The sequence below is a fragment of the Shigella sp. FC1967 genome, assembly GCF_001743005.1.
Classification (GTDB): Bacteria; Pseudomonadota; Gammaproteobacteria; order Enterobacterales; family Enterobacteriaceae; genus Proteus.
The window spans coordinates 24,886-47,234 of sequence record NZ_MIIZ01000610.1; the positions used below are offsets into that span (position 1 = coordinate 24,886).

A 22,349-nucleotide genomic window follows, 5' to 3' on the forward strand; every position below is an offset into this window, starting at 1 on the left:
TATTCCATCTCTCTTATCTTTTTATCTGTTTTAATTGAACATCTTGTTGTGTTAATACTTCACGCAACCGAGCCATATCACCCTTTTGAGGAATACCTGTAAGATAAATACGCCCTTGGTTATCCATTGAGAGATCAAGCACTTTATCTTCTTCTGTCACATGTCGTTCAAAAGCGCTAAAACGCGCACGTCCCATCGCCGTTAAACAATGAAGTTGCTGATTATCACTGCCTCGTAACATCAAACTTTGTGTAGTTTCTGCTTGATATCGACCGCTCATTAACGCATCAATTAAACCTGACATTTTAGTCACTTGAGGTGCTATCTCATTCCAGTGATAACCACTGTAAATAAAAATATCCCCCGTAAATTGCTGACGTAGCGCTATTAATAACGCATAAAGCGCCTCTGGTTGTTCAAAAGGTTCACCGCCAGAAATCGTAATACCATCAGCAAATGCAAACCAAGGTTGAATTTGTTGAATAATTACATCAACCGTGACACTTTCGGCTTTTCTTTCCCATGTATCTGGTGATAAACAGCCTTTACAACGCAAAGAGCACCCTTGAAACCAGATGCCAATTCGTTTTCCTGGTCCTAATGTTGTCACTGGGAAATGAAGCCGAGATAAACTGATCTGCATTAATTTGCCTGCGGCACTAAAATAATATTGGTCGTTTCACCTATTTGAATATCAGCAATTTGATAGGCTTTTCCTACCGCTAAATCACTGTCAAAAATGGCTCTTGAGAGAGGATTAATAAGATAAACCTCTAATTGGTTACGAATACCACGACCGCCATTTGATAAATCAGATAAACAGTAGAATTTTAACGTCGATTTAGCCGTTTCTGATATCGATAATGTGAGTAATTGTTTATCAAGGCTAGATAAGATATTTGCTACCATTTGTTCAAATATCTGCTCAGCAACATCTTCCCGAATAAAATCAAATACAATAATATTTTCACCAATACGGTTTAATAATTCAGGTCGATTTAAAACCAATTTAAAATGGCGCTCTATTTCACTTTTTTACTTTACGGCTGACATTTTCAAAAGGTTCATCAGGTAGAACATTCGCGACTCTTTCACCATTATTATCAACACGGTAGATCCCAAGATTTGAGGTAAATATAATTAAGGCTTCAGAAAAATAAACGCGGTCGCCACGTCCTGATGTTAATACCCCATCATCAATAATCTGGAGGAATTTATCCATTAAATGAGGATGCGCTTTCTCTATTTCATCAAATAATACAACGCTAAAAGGCTTTTCGCGAATAGCATTGGTTAATTCACCGCCAGAGTCATAACCCACATAACCCGGAGGCGCACCAATTAAACGTTGATCAGCATGTTCGGCACTAAATTCAGACATATCAAAGCGAATATAGGCACTTTCATCACCGAAAAGCAATTGAGTAACCGTTTTTGCTAACTCAGTTTTACCGACACCAGTTGGTCCCGCTAAAAACAACACTCCTCGTGGTCGTCCTCCTTTATTGCTACCCACACCCGTCATGGCACGCTTAATAATATCTAATAAATGCGTGACTGCATGTTGTTGTCCTTTAACACGACGCTGTATAACTTGTGGTGCATTACGAATTTTTTTGTTTATCGATTTTTTGCCAAGGATCTTCTGTAATACCTACCTTGTAACGCCTTACTGCATCACTAATTCGCGTTATTTCCACTTCTTCAATCCGCGCTAATTGCACTATTGCCACTAAATCCAGCAGTAATAACCCTTCTGTTTCATCGATAAAATCATTAAGAAGCGACGCTTTTTCATTCTCAACAAGTAATGAAAACCCTGCTAACGACATCAATAAATTGGGTGCCAACACTCTGCGGATCTGACTATCGGGTTTTGCGACAGGAATGGCTCGAATTCGAGGATTATTAACAGTAAACCAATCGGGTAAATCAGTTTCTTTTTCTACGATCCAAAAAATACTATTGAAGAAAGGTTGATTATATTCGCCAGCAGGTCTCGCTTTAGCTTGATGCGAAGTCATTAATGCTCGCGTAAATAAGTTATGTTCAGCAGGCATAAGATTATCACGATGAGAAAGCAAGCAAGAGGCAAAATCAATACATAGTGCAATCGGCTGACCAGTTATTGTTTGCCATTTTTCTAATACACTATTTAGGCTATCAATATTACCTGCGCGCGATCACCTGTAACGGTTAATCCTAACTGTTGCATTAACATTGCACCATCTTGCAAAGAGAGCGTAGGATTCGCGATCCATTGAAACCCCGTTAACGGCGTATAAGTGATGATATGAATATAACCTACTTCATACAAACTGTTATAAAGCGTCTGGTTAAAAGGCAATGGCGTTATAATATTAGGCGCAACTTCACTGGCTTGTAAGTCACGTACATTACCAAATAACACAAACTGACTTTTCAATGGAATAAAGCGAAGTAAATCACGTAACCAGCGTGGTTTTTGAAAAGCAGTATTCATATCATCCCTCATTGAAAATAAAATATATCTTACCTTAATTCCTCAATATACGGGCTGTTTATATTGAGAATAGTGTTAACTCTCTGAAGCGTCCGATCATAAAAATGAAAATAGAGCCATAACGACTCTATTTAAGATAAGTGTTGTTGTAATCAACATTACCACCAGCGATGAAAATGGTGTACGGGACCGAAACCTTGTCCAACGTCTAAACTGTCTGCATGTTCTAACGCTTGCTGTAAATAGATTTTTGCTTGTTCAACACAAATTTGCCAATTAGAAACCTGGGGACGAATAGCGGCTAAAGCAGCCGAAAGAGTGCATCCTGTGCCGTGGGTATTTTTCGTATTTACGCGTTTGGAGGTAAATCGCCACTCGCCATCTTGAGTAAATAACCAATCAGGGCTTTCATTCTCCGTTAAATGACCGCCTTTCATCAACACCGCTTTGCATCCTTGTTTTAGCAATGCATAACCTTGTTGCTTCATCGTTATTTCATCTTGAGCAACTTCACAACCTAATAGTGCTGCTGCTTCAGGTAAATTAGGTGTGATCAAATCAACCAGAGGCAAAAGCTGATTAATCATTTTATTCATTGCATCAGGCTGTAATAGAGGATCACCACTTTTTGCAATCATTACGGTATCAAGTACAACAAAGGGGATCGCATATTGCTGAAGTTTGTCGCAAACCACATCAATAATCGAGGCATTAGAGAGCATACCAATTTTGGCGCTATCAATTCGAACATCAGACAAGACAGCATCTAATTGAGCGGCAACAAAATCAGGGGATAAATCATAGACACGACGAACACCACAGGTATTTTGAGCAACAAGTGCTGTCATTACTGTTGTGCCATAGACACCCAGTGCGGAAAATGTTTTCAGATCGGCCTGAATACCTGCACCACCACTCGGATCAGTGCCTGCGATAGACAATGCATTGAATCTCACTGATTAACTCCTCCTTTCACCAGTTACAGAAAAGTCGGGCTCTGTTAATCAGCAGAGTTACCTTGACTTCCCTACGCTGGCATTATCCAGATCAGGTTATACGGGTTCATCTCAGCCAATAAGGCGCCCCGAGCCAAAGCCTGTAAATTCAGGCGATAAGGAGTATCGCATGCTCAAGATAAAGATGCTAGTTTGATAGCGAATCTCAACTTATTAACGCCCTGTTTTTAAGATTTGTGATCCAGTAAGAGAAATCAGCAAAGGCTATATATAATAAATAACCTATTCACCTCATGAAAGGGTGTAAACAATGATGCTTTAATTTACACGCCCTCAACATCGGATTATTTGTATAAAACACACATTACACCCCCCGTTGTGCCACTTAAACCTAAACGTTTTATAAACCAATACAGAATTTTTCTTTTTTTTATTTAACTCTTCTTAATCGTTATTCTATTATCCTGCTGGAAATTTAATCTATTTTTATAACCTGATGTTATTAATATTAAATTTATCTCAATATTTTAATTAAGTGATAAAAATAGATACTTTATAGATTTTTCCTGTTGAAAGTAACTAAACCTAAATTATATCTTTCAGGACTCATTTATCAGCTATTTATTTCAAATCTAATAAAAGCTTAATTTTCCATTAAAAACAATACATTATTATAAAAAATAACAGCCTTTAATATCAAAAAAAAAATTTCGTTCATAAGTACAATAAATCTATTTATTTTCTTCTTAACCGATTCTAATCCCTTAAGATTTTATTTAAGAAGTCAAGTTTCAGATACCTCTTATCTTAAATACTTGTCGATTAAATAACACTATTAATAATGTTTATTTGTCATCACTAGAAACACTGTTTATGCCGTACTCGGAGTTATATTTATGTCATCATCCTATTTTCACCCTAGCGTATTAGCTACAACGCTGTTTTCTCTTGCGTTAACAACATCCGCTTTCGCTTCTGAAAATAATACAAATACCTATCAGACTATTACGACAGAAAACCAACAAGTCACCAGTAAGTCATCTCCGTCTAATAATGAAGAGAGCTACTGGGGAAAATTCAAACGTAATATCAATCAAACTTGGGATAGCGACCAATATAATTACTATTTACCTGTATGGACTTGGCATAACCGTTTTACTTACGATAAAGAAAAAACAGATCGCTATAACGAAACACCTTGGGGCTTTGGTATGGGTAAATATCGTTATGACAATGATGGTGATTGGCACTCTCTTTATGCAATGGCATTTATGGATTCAAATAACCGTGTACAGCCTATTATGGGCTATGGTTTTGAAAAAATGTGGTATCCCGGTGATAAAGACGGCTTTCGTATGGGGGCAGGATTTACACTAAGTATTACAGCGCGTCATGAATACAACTATATTCCTATGCCACTTCCTTTACCGCTAGTTTCTGTTGGTTACGGGCATCTTTCACTACAAGCCACCTATGTGCCAGGGACTTATAACAATGGTAACGTCTTATTTGCTTGGTTACGTTGGCAGTAATGTCATTATTTTGCCGATCAGAATAAGTGCGAATAATAAAAAATAGAACATAAAAAAAACGCATCTTAATGATGCGTTTTTATTATTCAACAGAGGCTCAATCTATAATAACTTAAATATCTTGACTTGCTTGAACACGATTAGACGTTTTCTTCATACGGGAAATCTTAAATCCAACCCATAAGAATGCAATCCAGAATGGCATTAAAATTACTGAAATATTCACTTGAGGCATAAATAAGATAATCACTAAAATCATGCATAAGAAAGCAAGGCAGATATAGTTACCATAAGGATACCAAAGTGCTTTAAAGAAAGGCTCTATACCCTCTTTCTTTTTTGCAGCTCTGAATTTTAAATTCGCCAAACAGATCATAATCCAGTTAAGTACCAAGGTGGTAACAACTAACGCCATTAATAGCTCTAACGCTTGCTCAGGTAATAAATAATTAACTAAAATCCCTAATGATGTCGCAATAGCAGACAAAAGTAACGACACAACGGGTACACCACGTTTATTAATGCGAGACAGTGCATGTGGTGCATTACCTTGTTTTGCCAAGCCATAAAGCATACGACTATTAGAATAAACACCACTGTTATAAACAGACAGTGCCGCAGTTAATACCACTGCATTTAAAATATTCGCAATTAAGAAATTATCCAAGTTATGAAAAATCAGGACGAATGGGCTTTCACCTTTTACGACTTGAGTCCAAGGATAAAGTGAAAGTAACACTAGCAACGAACCAATATAGAAAATTAAAATACGATAAACAACTTGATTAGTCGCTTTCGGGATACTGACTTTTGGATTTTCAGCTTCAGCCGCGGTGATCCCCACCAGCTCAAGTCCACCAAAAGAGAACATCACAATGGCTAATGCAGACATAAAGCCCGTAAAGCCATGAGGGAAAAAACCGAGCTCCCATAAATTGCTAATCGAAGCTTGAGGGCCACCATTACCACTGGCTAGTAAGTAGCTCCCAAATAAAATCATGCCAACAATTGCCAACACTTTAATAATGGCAAACCAGAACTCTGTTTCACCATACATTTTAACGTTAATCAAATTGATTAAGTTGATTGCTACAAAGAAGATAGCAACGGACACCCAAACAGGAATATCAGGTAACCAATAGTTAATGTATTTGCCTGCTGCGGTTAATTCTGCCATACCGACAAGAATAAACATCACCCAATAGTTCCAGCCTGATAAGAAGCCAGCGAATGGGCTCCAATATTTATTAGCAAAGTGACTAAACGAACCCGCAACTGGCTCTTCGGCAACCATTTCGCCTAATTGGCGCATGATCATAAACGCAATAAAACCACCAATAGCATATCCTAATATTACTGATGGGCCTGTCATATTAATAGTTTGCGCTATACCAAGAAACAGACCAGCGCCGACAGCACCACCCAGCGCAATTAGCTGGATATGTCGATTTTTCAGACCGCGCTTAAGTTCTGTCTGTTGCGACTCTCTCGCCATACATCCTCTTCTCTTTATTATTTTATCAACTTAAAGTGTAAACTAATATTTACGTTTTGTTTATTTCAAGCCACTATTAAAACACTATTCTGACTTGAATAACAAATACATTTTATGCTAGGCAAAAAATAATAAGAAAAGCTATCTTTTAGTGGTGTTTAGAGGGGAATAATGTGGTGAAGCGGCAAAGGCCTTGTTGGAAATCCTCTCCCCCGATCGCAAAAATTATCTAATGCCACAAGATAGAGACCAAAGGTAATGGCTAATGCAATAATTAAGCTAATAATTATTTTCTTTGCGTTTCAATTTTAAAATCCTTTAAATACATTTTGTTAGTATGACTGATCACATTATAAGCATTCGCTTAAATTACGATAACAAGACAGGGAGTTTGTTGTTATAAAATTCGTCAATCAATTATCTCTATGAGTAAATTTAGCATAACTTTCATAATGAAAGATAAACGCTTCCTCGACAGACTTCAGATAATTTGCATTATTTCGCTCTAAACGGGATGTAAAATGACCTTATATTATTTAAATACACATTTTTGCCAACGATGAGAGATAGCTATCCATTAATATGGATTTCTCTGTCTGCTATTTTTTGTATAAGATTAGGGAGTTAATTTTGATTTTTTACCTTAACTTCATTGATAGAATGGAACTGTAATGCCACAAGATAATCATCTCGCATTGGTTTGCGCGCTAAGTAAATGGATTGAGGAGCATTTAGGTCGTGTTATCCATCTTGAAGAGTTGGCGGCTTATTCTGGGTATTCTCTTTGGCATATGCAGAAAATCTTTAAAGAAGTCACAGGCACCTCTTTAGGTAAGTATATCCGTCAGCGTAGATTAGCTGGTGCTATTCATCTATTGCGTACCAGTGAGCGCTCTATCTTCGATATTGCCCTTGATTTCGGCTTTGGTTCACAATCTCACTTTACTTATATGTTTCGTAAAGAGTATGGCATCACACCTTTCGACTTTCGACAAAATCAAGAGATCGTTTTAGAAACCAAACAACCTTTACATTTACAATCGCCTTGTGCTGATTAACCCTTCTATTTATGTGACATTATACAGATAGCCTTTAATGTCACATAAATAATACGCAAGCTATGTGATGATAGACCGCTTCGCCCTTCCTTTATCATGATTGCTTTTATTTAATATGGGGATGCTAATGAGTATTAAGCTTATCGCTATTGATTTAGATGGAACCTTGCTTAACAAACAACACGAAATTACGCCAGAAGTAAAACAAGCAGTTCAGCGAGCAAAAGAGGCGGGAGTTAAGATTGTTCTGGCTTCAGGGCGCTCCTTTAATGGCATCTCTCCCTATTTAAAAACACTCGGTCTTGATACCTCTGATTGTTACTGTATCAGCAATAATGGTAGCCAAATCCATCAAGCAGATAATGGTGAAGTTATTATTCAAGATCTGCTCAATTTTGAAGATTACCTCTATTTTGAAAATCTCGCTCGTGAGATTGGTGTCCATTTTCACGTTATCAGCGATAATAAGATTTATACCACCAACCGTCATATTAGCCATTTCACGTGCCAAGAAGCCTTTTTATCTTGGACTCCACTCTATTATCGTCCACTAAATGAAATGCAAACTGATATGTATTTTAGTAAGTTTATGATTGTGGATGCACCTGCCGTTTTGGATAATGCCATTCAATATCTTCCTGCTAATATTTATGAACAATACAGCATATTACGTAGCGCCCCTTATTTTATTGAAGTGTTAAACACCCATGTCAACAAAGGGAGTGCGGTACAAAAAGTCGCTGAACATTTGAAAATCACACCAGAAAAAATCATGTGTATTGGTGATCAAGGTAATGATTTAGCAATGCTGAAATATGCGGGTTTAAGCGTTGCGATGGGAAATGCTCCTGAAGAAGTGAAAAAAGTCGCTAAATTCGTCACACTTTCTAATGAAGAGCACGGCGTTGCAGTGGCGATCAATAAATTTATTTAAACACGATCTTTTTTGTGTTTTATCGCGAATGTCTACAAAATTATATAGCAATTGTGATCCTTCGCAGAGGATCACACTGCTTTTCGACCAAAAACATAGCCTTTTATGATTCTATAATTGCTGTTAAATGAGCGTTAAATCTGCCTTTCTTCTTACATATCCTTCAGAATTTGTTACTATCAATTCACTTTTCGTTATTCAAACTGCATTTTCACAACATATTAAGCTGTTAATTAGGCTAGATGTAGAATAACAAATATAAATCATTTATATATTTTCTTCACAGACAGGTAGTTTAAGTTATGCTTTCTACAAAAGATATGCTCGTTCTTGGAATGATGGTTTTTGCACTCTTCCTTGGCGCTGGCAATATTATTTTCCCCCCTATGGCGGGTTTTCAATCGGGAAACCTCTGGTTTAGTACGTCTTTAGGTTTCCTCGTTACGGGTGTCTTACTCCCTTTCCTAACCTTAGTTATTGTTGCAATTCGTGGACGCGGTGAACGCCTTTCTGTTGATTTACCTTCATGGGTTGCCGTCATTTTCTGGGTAGCACTGTATCTTATCGTAGGTTCCACTTTTGCGATGCCTCGTGTCACTAATACCGCTTATGAAATGGGTTTTTTACCTTTAGGACTTATTGAGAAAAATACGGCAACGCACCTTACTTTTGCACTTGTTTTCAATATCACAAGTATGTTCTTCATGCTCAAACAAGGCACAATGATAAGCGCCATTGGTAAGTTTATGACGCCCGCACTGTTAGTCTTACTGGTGGTTGTGGGCATTGCGGTTGTGGCAAAACCGATTTCCCCGATTGGTGAACCAACAGGCCTTTATGCTGTAAATGGCTTCTTTTCTGGCTTTATTGATGGTTATCAAACCATGGATGTCCTTTCTGCCATGGCATTTGGAGGGATTGTTGCCCGTGCTTTATATACTAAAGGTATCACTGAACCACGCCAAATCGGTTTTATTACCGTAAAAGCAGGTATGATTTCAGTCTTACTGTTAGCCGCACTTTATCTGTGTCTTTTCTACTTAGGGGCAACAAGCTATTCTGTTTCTGTTTTTGCTGATCCTGCACTCAATGCCACTAACGGTGGTCAAATTTTCTCACGTTATGTTGATGCATTATTTGGCTCTGTGGGAACTTGGTTGATGGGCGGTATTGTTTTATTAGCCAGTATGACAACACTTGTCGGTGTCACTAGTGCGGCGGCTGACTACTTTGCGACATTCCATCACCGTTTAGGCTATCGCTTTTGGGTTGTGATATTTACATTAATGACCACAATCGTATCAACGTTTGGTCTTGATACATTATTACGAGTCACTATTCCTGCATTATTAATGATTTATCCAACATCAGTCACTTTGGTATTACTGCAATTTATCCGTAACAAATTAAAAGCGCCTCGCTTTACCTATCGCTTTACAATTGCAATCATTGTCTTAATGAGCCTTTTCGATACATTAAAACAATTGAAGTGGTTAAATGCTGATTTACTGCAATTATTTAGCTATATCCCTCTGTCTGATTATGGCTTAGGTTGGGTATTACCAGGTATCATTGCATTCGTTATTTCATTAATCATCAGTCTCAATTTTAAAGAAACTGAACCTGAAATTGCTACTTCTAATACTATAAAATAAATAATTAGCCCCAAAGCAGATATCTGCTTTGGGGCTAATTATTTATTTTATAGTATTAGAAGTAGCAATTTCAGGTTCAGTTTCTTTAAAATTGAGACTGATGATTAATGAAATAACGAATGCAATGATACCTGGTAATACCCAACCTAAGCCATAATCAGACAGAGGGATATAGCTAAATAATTGCAGTAAATCAGCATTTAACCACTTCAATTGTTTTAATGTATCGAAAAGGCTCATTAAGACAATGATTGCAATTGTAAAGCGATAGGTAAAGCGAGGCGCTTTTAATTTGTTACGGATAAATTGCAGTAATACCAAAGTGACTGATGTTGGATAAATCATTAATAATGCAGGAATAGTGACTCGTAATAATGTATCAAGACCAAACGTTGATACGATTGTGGTCATTAATGTAAATATCACAACCCAAAAGCGATAGCCTAAACGGTGATGGAATGTCGCAAAGTAGTCAGCCGCCGCACTAGTGACACCGACAAGTGTTGTCATACTGGCTAATAAAACAATACCGCCCATCAACCAAGTTCCCACAGAGCCAAATAATGCATCAACATAACGTGAGAAAATTTGACCACCGTTAGTGGCATTGAGTGCAGGATCAGCAAAAACAGAAACAGAATAGCTTGTTGCCCCTAAGTAGAAAAGACACAGATAAAGTGCGGCTAACAGTAAGACTGAAATCATACCTGCTTTTACGGTAATAAAACCGATTTGGCGTGGTTCAGTGATACCTTTAGTATATAAAGCACGGGCAACAATCCCTCCAAATGCCATGGCAGAAAGGACATCCATGGTTTGATAACCATCAATAAAGCCAGAAAAGAAGCCATTTACAGCATAAAGGCCTGTTGGTTCACCAATCGGGGAAATCGGTTTTGCCACAACCGCAATGCCCACAACCACCAGTAAGACTAACAGTGCGGGCGTCATAAACTTACCAATGGCGCTTATCATTGTGCCTTGTTTGAGCATGAAGAACATACTTGTGATATTGAAAACAAGTGCAAAAGTAAGGTGCGTTGCCGTATTTTTCTCAATAAGTCCTAAAGGTAAAAAACCCATTTCATAAGCGGTATTAGTGACACGAGGCATCGCAAAAGTGGAACCTACGATAAGATACAGTGCTACCCAGAAAATGACGGCAACCCATGAAGGTAAATCAACAGAAAGGCGTTCACCGCGTCCACGAATTGCAACAATAACTAAGGTTAGGAAAGGGAGTAAGACACCCGTAACGAGGAAACCTAAAGACGTACTAAACCAGAGGTTTCCCGATTGAAAACCCGCCATAGGGGGGAAAATAATATTGCCAGCGCCAAGGAAGAGTGCAAAAACCATCATTCCAAGAACGAGCATATCTTTTGTAGAAAGCATAACTTAAACTACCTGTCTGTGAAGAAAATATATAAATGATTTATATTTGTTATTCTACATCTAGCCTAATTAACAGCTTAATATGTTGTGAAAATGCAGTTTGAATAACGAAAAGTGAATTGATAGTAACAAATTCTGAAGGATATGTAAGAAGAAAGGCAGATTTAACGCTCATTTAACAGCAATTATAGAATCATAAAAGGCTATGTTTTTGGTCGAAAAGCAGTGTGATCCTCTGCGAAGGATCACAATTGCTATATAATTTTGTAGACATTCGCGATAAAACACAAAAAAGATCGTGTTTAAATAAATTTATTGATCGCCACTGCAACGCCGTGCTCTTCATTAGAAAGTGTGACGAATTTAGCGACTTTTTTCACTTCTTCAGGAGCATTTCCCATCGCAACGCTTAAACCCGCATATTTCAGCATTGCTAAATCATTACCTTGATCACCAATACACATGATTTTTTCTGGTGTGATTTTCAAATGTTCAGCGACTTTTTGTACCGCACTCCCTTTGTTGACATGGGTGTTTAACACTTCAATAAAATAAGGGGCGCTACGTAATATGCTGTATTGTTCATAAATATTAGCAGGAAGATATTGAATGGCATTATCCAAAACGGCAGGTGCATCCACAATCATAAACTTACTAAAATACATATCAGTTTGCATTTCATTTAGTGGACGATAATAGAGTGGAGTCCAAGATAAAAAGGCTTCTTGGCACGTGAAATGGCTAATATGACGGTTGGTGGTATAAATCTTATTATCGCTGATAACGTGAAAATGGACACCAATCTCACGAGCGAGATTTTCAAAATAGAGGTAATCTTCAAAATTGAGCAGATCTTGAATAATAACTTCACCATTATCTGCTTGATGGATTTGGCTACCATTATTGCTGATACAGTAACAATCAGAGGTATCAAGACCGAGTGTTTTTAAATAGGGAGAGATGCCATTAAAGGAGCGCCCTGAAGCCAGAACAATCTTAACTCCCGCCTCTTTTGCTCGCTGAACTGCTTGTTTTACTTCTGGCGTAATTTCGTGTTGTTTGTTAAGCAAGGTTCCATCTAAATCAATAGCGATAAGCTTAATACTCATTAGCATCCCCATATTAAATAAAAGCAATCATGATAAAGGAAGGGCGAAGCGGTCTATCATCACATAGCTTGCGTATTATTTATGTGACATTAAAGGCTATCTGTATAATGTCACATAAATAGAAGGGTTAATCAGCACAAGGCGATTGTAAATGTAAAGGTTGTTTGGTTTCTAAAACGATCTCTTGATTTTGTCGAAAGTCGAAAGGTGTGATGCCATACTCTTTACGAAACATATAAGTAAAGTGAGATTGTGAACCAAAGCCGAAATCAAGGGCAATATCGAAGATAGAGCGCTCACTGGTACGCAATAGATGAATAGCACCAGCTAATCTACGCTGACGGATATACTTACCTAAAGAGGTGCCTGTGACTTCTTTAAAGATTTTCTGCATATGCCAAAGAGAATACCCAGAATAAGCCGCCAACTCTTCAAGATGGATAACACGACCTAAATGCTCCTCAATCCATTTACTTAGCGCGCAAACCAATGCGAGATGATTATCTTGTGGCATTACAGTTCCATTCTATCAATGAAGTTAAGGTAAAAAATCAAAATTAACTCCCTAATCTTATACAAAAAATAGCAGACAGAGAAATCCATATTAATGGATAGCTATCTCTCATCGTTGGCAAAAATGTGTATTTAAATAATATAAGGTCATTTTACATCCCGTTTAGAGCGAAATAATGCAAATTATCTGAAGTCTGTCGAGGAAGCGTTTATCTTTCATTATGAAAGTTATGCTAAATTTACTCATAGAGATAATTGATTGACGAATTTTATAACAACAAACTCCCTGTCTTGTTATCGTAATTTAAGCGAATGCTTATAATGTGATCAGTCATACTAACAAAATGTATTTAAAGGATTTTAAAATTGAAACGCAAAGAAAATAATTATTAGCTTAATTATTGCATTAGCCATTACCTTTGGTCTCTATCTTGTGGCATTAGATAATTTTTGCGATCGGGGGAGAGGATTTCCAACAAGGCCTTTGCCGCTTCACCACATTATTCCCCTCTAAACACCACTAAAAGATAGCTTTTCTTATTATTTTTTGCCTAGCATAAAATGTATTTGTTATTCAAGTCAGAATAGTGTTTTAATAGTGGCTTGAAATAAACAAAACGTAAATATTAGTTTACACTTTAAGTTGATAAAATAATAAAGAGAAGAGGATGTATGGCGAGAGAGTCGCAACAGACAGAACTTAAGCGCGGTCTGAAAAATCGACATATCCAGCTAATTGCGCTGGGTGGTGCTGTCGGCGCTGGTCTGTTTCTTGGTATAGCGCAAACTATTAATATGACAGGCCCATCAGTAATATTAGGATATGCTATTGGTGGTTTTATTGCGTTTATGATCATGCGCCAATTAGGCGAAATGGTTGCCGAAGAGCCAGTTGCGGGTTCGTTTAGTCACTTTGCTAATAAATATTGGAGCCCATTCGCTGGCTTCTTATCAGGCTGGAACTATTGGGTGATGTTTATTCTTGTCGGTATGGCAGAATTAACCGCAGCAGGCAAATACATTAACTATTGGTTACCTGATATTCCTGTTTGGGTGTCCGTTGCTATCTTCTTTGTAGCAATCAACTTAATCAATTTGATTAACGTTAAAATGTATGGTGAAACAGAGTTCTGGTTTGCCATTATTAAAGTGTTGGCAATTGTTGGCATGATTTTATTTGGGAGCTACTTACTAGCCAGTGGTAATGGTGGCCCTCAAGCTTCGATTAGCAATTTATGGGAGCTCGGTTTTTTCCCTCATGGCTTTACGGGCTTTATGTCTGCATTAGCCATTGTGATGTTCTCTTTTGGTGGACTTGAGCTGGTGGGGATCACCGCGGCTGAAGCTGAAAATCCAAAAGTCAGTATCCCGAAAGCGACTAATCAAGTTGTTTATCGTATTTTAATTTTCTATATTGGTTCGTTGCTAGTGTTACTTTCACTTTATCCTTGGACTCAAGTCGTAAAAGGTGAAAGCCCATTCGTCCTGATTTTTCATAACTTGGATAATTTCTTAATTGCGAATATTTTAAATGCAGTGGTATTAACTGCGGCACTGTCTGTTTATAACAGTGGTGTTTATTCTAATAGTCGTATGCTTTATGGCTTGGCAAAACAAGGTAATGCACCACATGCACTGTCTCGCATTAATAAACGTGGTGTACCCGTTGTGTCGTTACTTTTGTCTGCTATTGCGACATCATTAGGGATTTTAGTTAATTATTTATTACCTGAGCAAGCGTTAGAGCTATTAATGGCGTTAGTTGTTACCACCTTGGTACTTAACTGGATTATGATCTGTTTGGCGAATTTAAAATTCAGAGCTGCAAAAAAGAAAGAGGGTATAGAGCCTTTCTTTAAAGCACTTTGGTATCCTTATGGTAACTATATCTGCCTTGCTTTCTTATGCATGATTTTAGTGATTATCTTATTTATGCCTCAAGTGAATATTTCAGTAATTTTAATGCCATTCTGGATTGCATTCTTATGGGTTGGATTTAAGATTTCCCGTATGAAGAAAACGTCTAATCGTGTTCAAGCAAGTCAAGATATTTAAGTTATTATAGATTGAGCCTCTGTTGAATAATAAAAACGCATCATTAAGATGCGTTTTTTTTATGTTCTATTTTTTATTATTCGCACTTATTCTGATCGGCAAAATAATGACATTACTGCCAACGTAACCAAGCAAATAAGACGTTACCATTGTTATAAGTCCCTGGCACATAGGTGGCTTGTAGTGAAAGATGCCCGTAACCAACAGAAACTAGCGGTAAAGGAAGTGGCATAGGAATATAGTTGTATTCATGACGCGCTGTAATACTTAGTGTAAATCCTGCCCCCATACGAAAGCCGTCTTTATCACCGGGATACCACATTTTTTCAAAACCATAGCCCATAATAGGCTGTACACGGTTATTTGAATCCATAAATGCCATTGCATAAAGAGAGTGCCAATCACCATCATTGTCATAACGATATTTACCCATACCAAAGCCCCAAGGTGTTTCGTTATAGCGATCTGTTTTTTCTTTATCGTAAGTAAAACGGTTATGCCAAGTCCATACAGGTAAATAGTAATTATATTGGTCGCTATCCCAAGTTTGATTGATATTACGTTTGAATTTTCCCCAGTAGCTCTCTTCATTATTAGACGGAGATGACTTACTGGTGACTTGTTGGTTTTCTGTCGTAATAGTCTGATAGGTATTTGTATTATTTTCAGAAGCGAAAGCGGATGTTGTTAACGCAAGAGAAAACAGCGTTGTAGCTAATACGCTAGGGTGAAAATAGGATGATGACATAAATATAACTCCGAGTACGGCATAAACAGTGTTTCTAGTGATGACAAATAAACATTATTAATAGTGTTATTTAATCGACAAGTATTTAAGATAAGAGGTATCTGAAACTTGACTTCTTAAATAAAATCTTAAGGGATTAGAATCGGTTAAGAAGAAAATAAATAGATTTATTGTACTTATGAACGAAATTTTTTTTTTGATATTAAAGGCTGTTATTTTTTATAATAATGTATTGTTTTTAATGGAAAATTAAGCTTTTATTAGATTTGAAATAAATAGCTGATAAATGAGTCCTGAAAGATATAATTTAGGTTTAGTTACTTTCAACAGGAAAAATCTATAAAGTATCTATTTTTATCACTTAATTAAAATATTGAGATAAATTTAATATTAATAACATCAGGTTATAAAAATAGATTAAATTTCCAGCAGGATAATAGAATAACGATTAAGAAGAGTTAAATAAAAAAAAGAAAAATTCTGTATTGGTTTATAAAACGTTTAGGTTTAAGTGGCACAACGGGGGGTGTAATGTGTGTTTTATACAAATAATCCGATGTTGAGGGCGTGTAAATTAAAGCATCATTGTTTACACCCTTTCATGAGGTGAATAGGTTATTTATTATATATAGCCTTTGCTGATTTCTCTTACTGGATCACAAATCTTAAAAACAGGGCGTTAATAAGTTGAGATTCGCTATCAAACTAGCATCTTTATCTTGAGCATGCGATACTCCTTATCGCCTGAATTTACAGGCTTTGGCTCGGGGCGCCTTATTGGCTGAGATGAACCCGTATAACCTGATCTGGATAATGCCAGCGTAGGGAAGTCAAGGTAACTCTGCTGATTAACAGAGCCCGACTTTTCTGTAACTGGTGAAAGGAGGAGTTAATCAGTGAGATTCAATGCATTGTCTATCGCAGGCACTGATCCGAGTGGTGGTGCAGGTATTCAGGCCGATCTGAAAACATTTTCCGCACTGGGTGTCTATGGCACAACAGTAATGACAGCACTTGTTGCTCAAAATACCTGTGGTGTTCGTCGTGTCTATGATTTATCCCCTGATTTTGTTGCCGCTCAATTAGATGCTGTCTTGTCTGATGTTCGAATTGATAGCGCCAAAATTGGTATGCTCTCTAATGCCTCGATTATTGATGTGGTTTGCGACAAACTTCAGCAATATGCGATCCCCTTTGTTGTACTTGATACCGTAATGATTGCAAAAAGTGGTGATCCTCTATTACAGCCTGATGCAATGAATAAAATGATTAATCAGCTTTTGCCTCTGGTTGATTTGATCACACCTAATTTACCTGAAGCAGCAGCACTATTAGGTTGTGAAGTTGCTCAAGATGAAATAACGATGAAGCAACAAGGTTATGCATTGCTAAAACAAGGATGCAAAGCGGTGTTGATGAAAGGCGGTCATTTAACGGAGAATGAAAGCCCTGATTGGTTATTTACTCAAGATGGCGAGTGGCGATTTACCTCCAAACGCGTAAATACGAAAAATACCCACGGCACAGGATGCACTCTTTCGGCTGCTTTAGCCGCTATTCGTCCCCAGGTTTCTAATTGGCAAATTTGTGTTGAACAAGCAAAAATCTATTTACAGCAAGCGTTAGAACATGCAGACAGTTTAGACGTTGGACAAGGTTTCGGTCCCGTACACCATTTTCATCGCTGGTGGTAATGTTGATTACAACAACACTTATCTTAAATAGAGTCGTTATGGCTCTATTTTCATTTTTATGATCGGACGCTTCAGAGAGTTAACACTATTCTCAATATAAACAGCCCGTATATTGAGGAATTAAGGTAAGATATATTTTATTTTCAATGAGGGATGATATGAATACTGCTTTTCAAAAACCACGCTGGTTACGTGATTTACTTCGCTTTATTCCATTGAAAAGTCAGTTTGTGTTATTTGGTAATGTACGTGACTTACAAGCCAGTGAAGTTGCGCCTAATATTATAACGCCATTGCCTTTTAACCAGACGCTTTATAACAGTTTGTATGAAGTAGGTTATATTCATATCATCACTTATACGCCGTTAACGGGGTTTCAATGGATCGCGAATCCTACGCTCTCTTTGCAAGATGGTGCAATGTTAATGCAACAGTTAGGATTAACCGTTACAGGTGATCGCGCGCAGGTAATATTGATAGCCTAAATAGTGTATTAGAAAAATGGCAAACAATAACTGGTCAGCCGATTGCACTATGTATTGATTTTGCCTCTTGCTTGCTTTCTCATCGTGATAATCTTATGCCTGCTGAACATAACTTATTTACGCGAGCATTAATGACTTCGCATCAAGCTAAAGCGAGACCTGCTGGCGAATATAATCAACCTTTCTTCAATAGTATTTTTTGGATCGTAGAAAAAGAAACTGATTTACCCGATTGGTTTACTGTTAATAATCCTCGAATTCGAGCCATTCCTGTCGCAAAACCCGATAGTCAGATCCGCAGAGTGTTGGCACCCAATTTATTGATGTCGTTAGCAGGGTTTTCATTACTTGTTGAGAATGAAAAAGCGTCGCTTCTTAATGATTTTATCGATGAAACAGAAGGGTTATTACTGCTGGATTTAGTGGCAATAGTGCAATTAGCGCGGATTGAAGAAGTGGAAATAACGCGAATTAGTGATGCAGTAAGGCGTTACAAGGTAGGTATTACAGAAGATCCTTGGCAAAAAATCGATAAACAAAAAAATTCGTAATGCACCACAAGTTATACAGCGTCGTGTTAAAGGACAACAACATGCAGTCACGCATTTATTAGATATTATTAAGCGTGCCATGACGGGTGTGGGTAGCAATAAAGGAGGACGACCACGAGGAGTGTTGTTTTTAGCGGGACCAACTGGTGTCGGTAAAACTGAGTTAGCAAAAACGGTTACTCAATTGCTTTTCGGTGATGAAAGTGCCTATATTCGCTTTGATATGTCTGAATTTAGTGCCGAACATGCTGATCAACGTTTAATTGGTGCGCCTCCGGGTTATGTGGGTTATGACTCTGGCGGTGAATTAACCAATGCTATTCGCGAAAAGCCTTTTAGCGTTGTATTATTTGATGAAATAGAGAAAGCGCATCCTCATTTAATGGATAAATTCCTCCAGATTATTGATGATGGGGTATTAACATCAGGACGTGGCGACCGCGTTTATTTTTCTGAAGCCTTAATTATATTTACCTCAAATCTTGGGATCTACCGTGTTGATAATAATGGTGAAAGAGTCGCGAATGTTCTACCTGATGAACCTTTTGAAAATGTCAGCCGTAAAGTAAAAAAGTGAAATAGAGCGCCATTTTAAATTGGTTTTAAATCGACCTGAATTATTAAACCGTATTGGTGAAAATATTATTGTATTTGATTTTATTCGGGAAGATGTTGCTGAGCAGATATTTGAACAAATGGTAGCAAATATCTTATCTAGCCTTGATAAACAATTACTCACATTATCGATATCAGAAACGGCTAAATCGACGTTAAAATTCTACTGTTTATCTGATTTATCAAATGGCGGTCGTGGTATTCGTAACCAATTAGAGGTTTATCTTATTAATCCTCTCTCAAGAGCCATTTTTGACAGTGATTTAGCGGTAGGAAAAGCCTATCAAATTGCTGATATTCAAATAGGTGAAACGACCAATATTATTTTAGTGCCGCAGGCAAATTAATGCAGATCAGTTTATCTCGGCTTCATTTCCCAGTGACAACATTAGGACCAGGAAAACGAATTGGCATCTGGTTTCAAGGGTGCTCTTTGCGTTGTAAAGGCTGTTTATCACCAGATACATGGGAAAGAAAAGCCGAAAGTGTCACGGTTGATGTAATTATTCAACAAATTCAACCTTGGTTTGCATTTGCTGATGGTATTACGATTTCTGGCGGTGAACCTTTTGAACAACCAGAGGCGCTTTATGCGTTATTAATAGCGCTACGTCAGCAATTTACGGGGGATATTTTTATTTACAGTGGTTATCACTGGAATGAGATAGCACCTCAAGTGACTAAAATGTCAGGTTTAATTGATGCGTTAATGAGCGGTCGATATCAAGCAGAAACTACACAAAGTTTGATGTTACGAGGCAGTGATAATCAGCAACTTCATTGTTTAACGGCGATGGGACGTGCGCGTTTTAGCGCTTTTGAACGACATGTGACAGAAGAAGATAAAGTGCTTGATCTCTCAATGGATAACCAAGGGCGTATTTATCTTACAGGTATTCCTCAAAAGGGTGATATGGCTCGGTTGCGTGAAGTATTAACACAACAAGATGTTCAATTAAAACAGATAAAAAGATAAGAGAGATGGAATAAAGGATGGCCATGATACGTTTTTGTCCTCACTGCCAAACGGAGCGCCAGTTAACCGAGATTTTTTGTGCAGGACAGGTTAATGAAAAACCGTGTGGATGGGATCTAACAATTGAACCTATTCATGAGTCTGGATGGCGTCCATCTCCGCCAATATCTTCATCTATCGAGAGCGCTACAATAACGCCCGATCTTCATCACGATCAGCCGAGAAAGTGTATTAACGGACACTTGATGGGAGAAGACGATTTTATCTGTTTTGAATGTGGTGCTGATCCGGCTGATGAGATTGAAAATAACGCCGTTAGCGATAATGAAACGTTTAGATTGATTGGTGATTGGCGTCTTGAACAACGTATCAATTCTATTAATAGCGAAAGAGAACGCTATAACGTAAGCAATATCAAAACAGAGCAAGAAGGCGTATTAACACTCTATCTTAAAGGTGAAGAGCCTGATCCTGCTATTTATCAAGTATTAAATCTGATCTCTACTGACCATATTCCAGTATTTTATGAAACGGGTCGATGGGAGAATCGTGTTTGGCATGTCACCGAACGATTAAAAGGTGGCTCACTAAGCCAATTCATTGAACGCGGTGATTTTTGGCAATCGAATGAAATTAACGCATTAGTCTCAGAATTAGGTACGGCTATTGCAGCATTAACTGAACATGGTGTGCGTCATCGTGCTTTAAAGCCCTCGAACTTGATGATCCGTTCTCGAGATCCCCTTGATATTGTGGTGATTGAGTATGGTTCGGCGTGTTTATCTGAATTCGATCTCGATATTGTCTCGCCGCTTGAAATTTCACGTTATAGTGCGCCAGAAATTTTAGCGGGTGGTGTTTCGGCAGCATCAGATTGGTGGAGTTTAGGGATCATTTTACTTGAGCAATTAACGCAAGGAGCTTGTTTTAAACATGTCCATGATAATGCGTTTTTAATTCAAGTAATGACGAATGGTGTTGAGTTAGCGGATGATTTAGATCCAAATATTCAATTACTTTTACGGGGTTTGCTCTGCCGCGATCGCTTTCAACGATGGCAATGGAACGAAGTTAATGCGTGGCTACAAGGTTTAGCGGTACAAGCGCCGAATATTAATCACAACAATGGAAATCAGCAATATTATCAATTTCAATTTGCCGATCAGCTATTTAATCAGCCTGATACATTTGCAATGGTGGCGGCACAAGCACAATATTGGGATCAAGCAACGGCATTGCTTATTCATGGTGAAATCACGATTTGGTTAAGCCAATTTGATAATCGTGGCAAACAAATTACCCAATTGCAGGCATTAATTGAAAAACAAGATATTGAGCCAAGTTTACGTTTTACACTCGCACTGAGAATTTTAAATCCTAATATGCCATTGATTTACCGTGGCGAGATCATTACACCTTCATGGCTTTTAGAGCATCCCTTATTAGGTTATCAATTAATTTGTCAGCCACTTGCGACTGAGCTGCAATCTATTGATGAGACACATTGGCTTGTTCAGCTTTATTATCGTCAATGCGCTGTTCGTGAACGAGCACTGCAACAACGTATTCCACTAAATGAAGAAAGTTTACAGCTTTATTTGTTAATCACGTCTTTAAGTCAATTAGTCGCTCGTTGGGAGATTATTCGTGCAGAATTTCCGGATGCGTATAATGAAAATCTACGGGCTTTAATCGATCGTAAGAATATGCATGAAAATGACTATATTTTGTTATTAAGTGCTGAGATTGGGCAATATATTACGCTAGATTCACTGGTGAATAATGCCGCTAAATTAGCGAGAAACCTGGCGATTAAGACGTTTGATAAACAACAAGCAAAAATATTATTAGCCACACCTCGATATCAACTTATTGAACAACTTAGTGAAAGAATAGGGGATTTTAAGCGTGTTAATAACGATATTATTGATAGATGGGCTGATGATTTTCTCTTAACGCGCAGATTACCTCTTGACCATATTATTGTCATGCTTTGCATTCCCGCTGAGCAATGGCAAATACCTGGATCACAACGATATATTTTAGAAGTATTGCACTTTTTTTTCTAAAAAATTAGTTTCTACAAGTCAACGCGG

At 37.7% G+C, this 22,349-nt stretch carries 23 protein-coding genes and 2 riboswitches; of the genes, 12 read left to right on the forward strand and 11 right to left on the reverse strand.

Features of this window, described 5'->3' with window-relative positions:
- Positions 1–13: 13 nt before the first annotated feature.
- The 6 genes from BHE89_RS07180 to thiD (BHE89_RS07190) all read right to left on the reverse strand — a co-directional run bounded on the left by BHE89_RS07180 (position 14) and on the right by thiD (BHE89_RS07190) (position 3,438).
- On the reverse strand, positions 14–643 hold the full coding sequence (locus BHE89_RS07180) for a 4Fe-4S single cluster domain-containing protein (RefSeq protein ID WP_069367581.1): 630 nt from the start codon (positions 641–643) through the stop codon (positions 14–16).
- Complete coding sequence (locus BHE89_RS25235; protein WP_286145964.1) at positions 643–1,008, reverse strand: hypothetical protein; 366 nt, start codon at positions 1,006–1,008, stop codon at positions 643–645. The genes BHE89_RS07180 and BHE89_RS25235 overlap by 1 nt, the downstream gene beginning before the upstream one ends.
- 19 nt (positions 1,009–1,027) lie before the next feature.
- Positions 1,028–1,483: an AAA family ATPase gene (locus BHE89_RS25240; RefSeq protein WP_286145966.1), complete on the reverse strand. Its 456-nt coding sequence runs from the start codon at positions 1,481–1,483 to the stop codon at positions 1,028–1,030.
- A gap of 121 nt (positions 1,484–1,604) precedes the next feature.
- Entirely contained in the window at positions 1,605–2,060 is a 456-nt protein-coding gene (locus BHE89_RS25245; protein WP_286145967.1) for a hypothetical protein, read from the reverse strand.
- A 95-nt stretch (positions 2,061–2,155) separates the two neighbouring features.
- Positions 2,156–2,482: a hypothetical protein gene (locus BHE89_RS25250; RefSeq protein ID WP_286145968.1), complete on the reverse strand. Its 327-nt coding sequence runs from the start codon at positions 2,480–2,482 to the stop codon at positions 2,156–2,158.
- 158 nt (positions 2,483–2,640) lie between these two features.
- Positions 2,641–3,438 (reverse strand): bifunctional hydroxymethylpyrimidine kinase/phosphomethylpyrimidine kinase, encoded by a 798-nt coding sequence (gene thiD, locus BHE89_RS07190; protein ID WP_069367583.1) that lies wholly within the window; start codon positions 3,436–3,438, stop codon positions 2,641–2,643.
- A 51-nt stretch (positions 3,439–3,489) separates the two neighbouring features.
- Positions 3,490–3,579, reverse strand: a riboswitch (TPP riboswitch).
- A 755-nt stretch (positions 3,580–4,334) separates the two neighbouring features.
- Between thiD (BHE89_RS07190) and pagP (BHE89_RS07195) the strand changes: the two genes are divergently transcribed.
- A complete protein-coding gene (pagP, locus tag BHE89_RS07195) occupies positions 4,335–4,970 on the forward strand; it encodes a lipid IV(A) palmitoyltransferase PagP (RefSeq protein ID WP_069367584.1) in 636 nt (211 codons plus the stop codon).
- Between the two features lie 112 nt (positions 4,971–5,082).
- On the opposite strand, the gene BHE89_RS07200 is transcribed toward pagP (BHE89_RS07195), so the two are convergent.
- Positions 5,083–6,465 (reverse strand): amino acid permease, encoded by a 1,383-nt coding sequence (locus BHE89_RS07200; protein WP_069367585.1) that lies wholly within the window; start codon positions 6,463–6,465, stop codon positions 5,083–5,085.
- A gap of 671 nt (positions 6,466–7,136) precedes the next feature.
- Here BHE89_RS07200 and BHE89_RS07210 point away from each other — a divergent pair.
- The 3 genes from BHE89_RS07210 to brnQ (BHE89_RS07220) all read left to right on the forward strand — a co-directional run bounded on the left by BHE89_RS07210 (position 7,137) and on the right by brnQ (BHE89_RS07220) (position 10,112).
- Positions 7,137–7,523 (forward strand): helix-turn-helix domain-containing protein, encoded by a 387-nt coding sequence (locus tag BHE89_RS07210; RefSeq protein ID WP_069367586.1) that lies wholly within the window; start codon positions 7,137–7,139, stop codon positions 7,521–7,523.
- A 127-nt stretch (positions 7,524–7,650) separates the two neighbouring features.
- The gene (gene yidA / locus BHE89_RS07215; protein ID WP_069367587.1) at positions 7,651–8,457 is read left to right on the forward strand and encodes a sugar-phosphatase; all 807 of its coding nucleotides are present in this window, start codon (positions 7,651–7,653) and stop codon (positions 8,455–8,457) included.
- Between the two features lie 302 nt (positions 8,458–8,759).
- Complete coding sequence (brnQ, locus tag BHE89_RS07220; protein ID WP_069367588.1) at positions 8,760–10,112, forward strand: branched-chain amino acid transport system II carrier protein; 1,353 nt, start codon at positions 8,760–8,762, stop codon at positions 10,110–10,112.
- A gap of 42 nt (positions 10,113–10,154) precedes the next feature.
- On the opposite strand, the gene brnQ (BHE89_RS07225) is transcribed toward brnQ (BHE89_RS07220), so the two are convergent.
- From brnQ (BHE89_RS07225) to BHE89_RS07235, 3 genes are all read right to left on the reverse strand, one after another.
- Entirely contained in the window at positions 10,155–11,507 is a 1,353-nt protein-coding gene (gene brnQ, locus BHE89_RS07225; RefSeq protein WP_069367588.1) for a branched-chain amino acid transport system II carrier protein, read from the reverse strand.
- Positions 11,508–11,809: 302 nt separating this feature from the next.
- Complete coding sequence (yidA, locus tag BHE89_RS07230; RefSeq protein ID WP_069367587.1) at positions 11,810–12,616, reverse strand: sugar-phosphatase; 807 nt, start codon at positions 12,614–12,616, stop codon at positions 11,810–11,812.
- A gap of 127 nt (positions 12,617–12,743) precedes the next feature.
- Positions 12,744–13,130 (reverse strand): helix-turn-helix domain-containing protein, encoded by a 387-nt coding sequence (locus BHE89_RS07235; protein ID WP_069367586.1) that lies wholly within the window; start codon positions 13,128–13,130, stop codon positions 12,744–12,746.
- 671 nt (positions 13,131–13,801) lie between these two features.
- Here BHE89_RS07235 and BHE89_RS07245 point away from each other — a divergent pair.
- Positions 13,802–15,184, forward strand: coding sequence for an amino acid permease (locus tag BHE89_RS07245; protein WP_069367585.1), 1,383 nt, complete (start codon positions 13,802–13,804; stop codon positions 15,182–15,184).
- A gap of 112 nt (positions 15,185–15,296) precedes the next feature.
- Here BHE89_RS07245 and pagP (BHE89_RS07250) read toward each other — a convergent pair whose 3' ends face one another.
- The gene (pagP, locus tag BHE89_RS07250) at positions 15,297–15,932 is read right to left on the reverse strand and encodes a lipid IV(A) palmitoyltransferase PagP (RefSeq protein ID WP_069367584.1); all 636 of its coding nucleotides are present in this window, start codon (positions 15,930–15,932) and stop codon (positions 15,297–15,299) included.
- A 755-nt stretch (positions 15,933–16,687) separates the two neighbouring features.
- Positions 16,688–16,777, forward strand: a riboswitch (TPP riboswitch).
- 51 nt (positions 16,778–16,828) lie between these two features.
- On the opposite strand from pagP (BHE89_RS07250), the gene thiD (BHE89_RS07255) reads away from it, so the two are divergent.
- The 7 genes from thiD (BHE89_RS07255) (at position 16,829) to BHE89_RS25275 (ending at position 22,322) form a co-directional block, all read left to right on the forward strand.
- Entirely contained in the window at positions 16,829–17,626 is a 798-nt protein-coding gene (gene thiD, locus BHE89_RS07255; RefSeq protein ID WP_069367583.1) for a bifunctional hydroxymethylpyrimidine kinase/phosphomethylpyrimidine kinase, read from the forward strand.
- Between the two features lie 158 nt (positions 17,627–17,784).
- On the forward strand, positions 17,785–18,111 hold the full coding sequence (locus tag BHE89_RS25255) for a hypothetical protein (protein WP_286145968.1): 327 nt from the start codon (positions 17,785–17,787) through the stop codon (positions 18,109–18,111).
- 95 nt (positions 18,112–18,206) lie between these two features.
- On the forward strand, positions 18,207–18,662 hold the full coding sequence (locus BHE89_RS25260; protein WP_286145967.1) for a hypothetical protein: 456 nt from the start codon (positions 18,207–18,209) through the stop codon (positions 18,660–18,662).
- A 121-nt stretch (positions 18,663–18,783) separates the two neighbouring features.
- Complete coding sequence (locus tag BHE89_RS25265; protein WP_286145966.1) at positions 18,784–19,239, forward strand: AAA family ATPase; 456 nt, start codon at positions 18,784–18,786, stop codon at positions 19,237–19,239.
- A gap of 19 nt (positions 19,240–19,258) precedes the next feature.
- Positions 19,259–19,624 (forward strand): hypothetical protein, encoded by a 366-nt coding sequence (locus BHE89_RS25270; RefSeq protein WP_286145964.1) that lies wholly within the window; start codon positions 19,259–19,261, stop codon positions 19,622–19,624.
- Positions 19,624–20,253: a 4Fe-4S single cluster domain-containing protein gene (locus tag BHE89_RS07265; RefSeq protein WP_069367581.1), complete on the forward strand. Its 630-nt coding sequence runs from the start codon at positions 19,624–19,626 to the stop codon at positions 20,251–20,253. Before BHE89_RS25270 ends, BHE89_RS07265 begins: the two co-directional genes overlap by 1 nt.
- Before the next feature lie 17 nt (positions 20,254–20,270).
- On the forward strand, positions 20,271–22,322 hold the full coding sequence (locus tag BHE89_RS25275; protein WP_286145963.1) for a protein kinase domain-containing protein: 2,052 nt from the start codon (positions 20,271–20,273) through the stop codon (positions 22,320–22,322).
- Positions 22,323–22,349 lie beyond the last annotated feature (27 nt).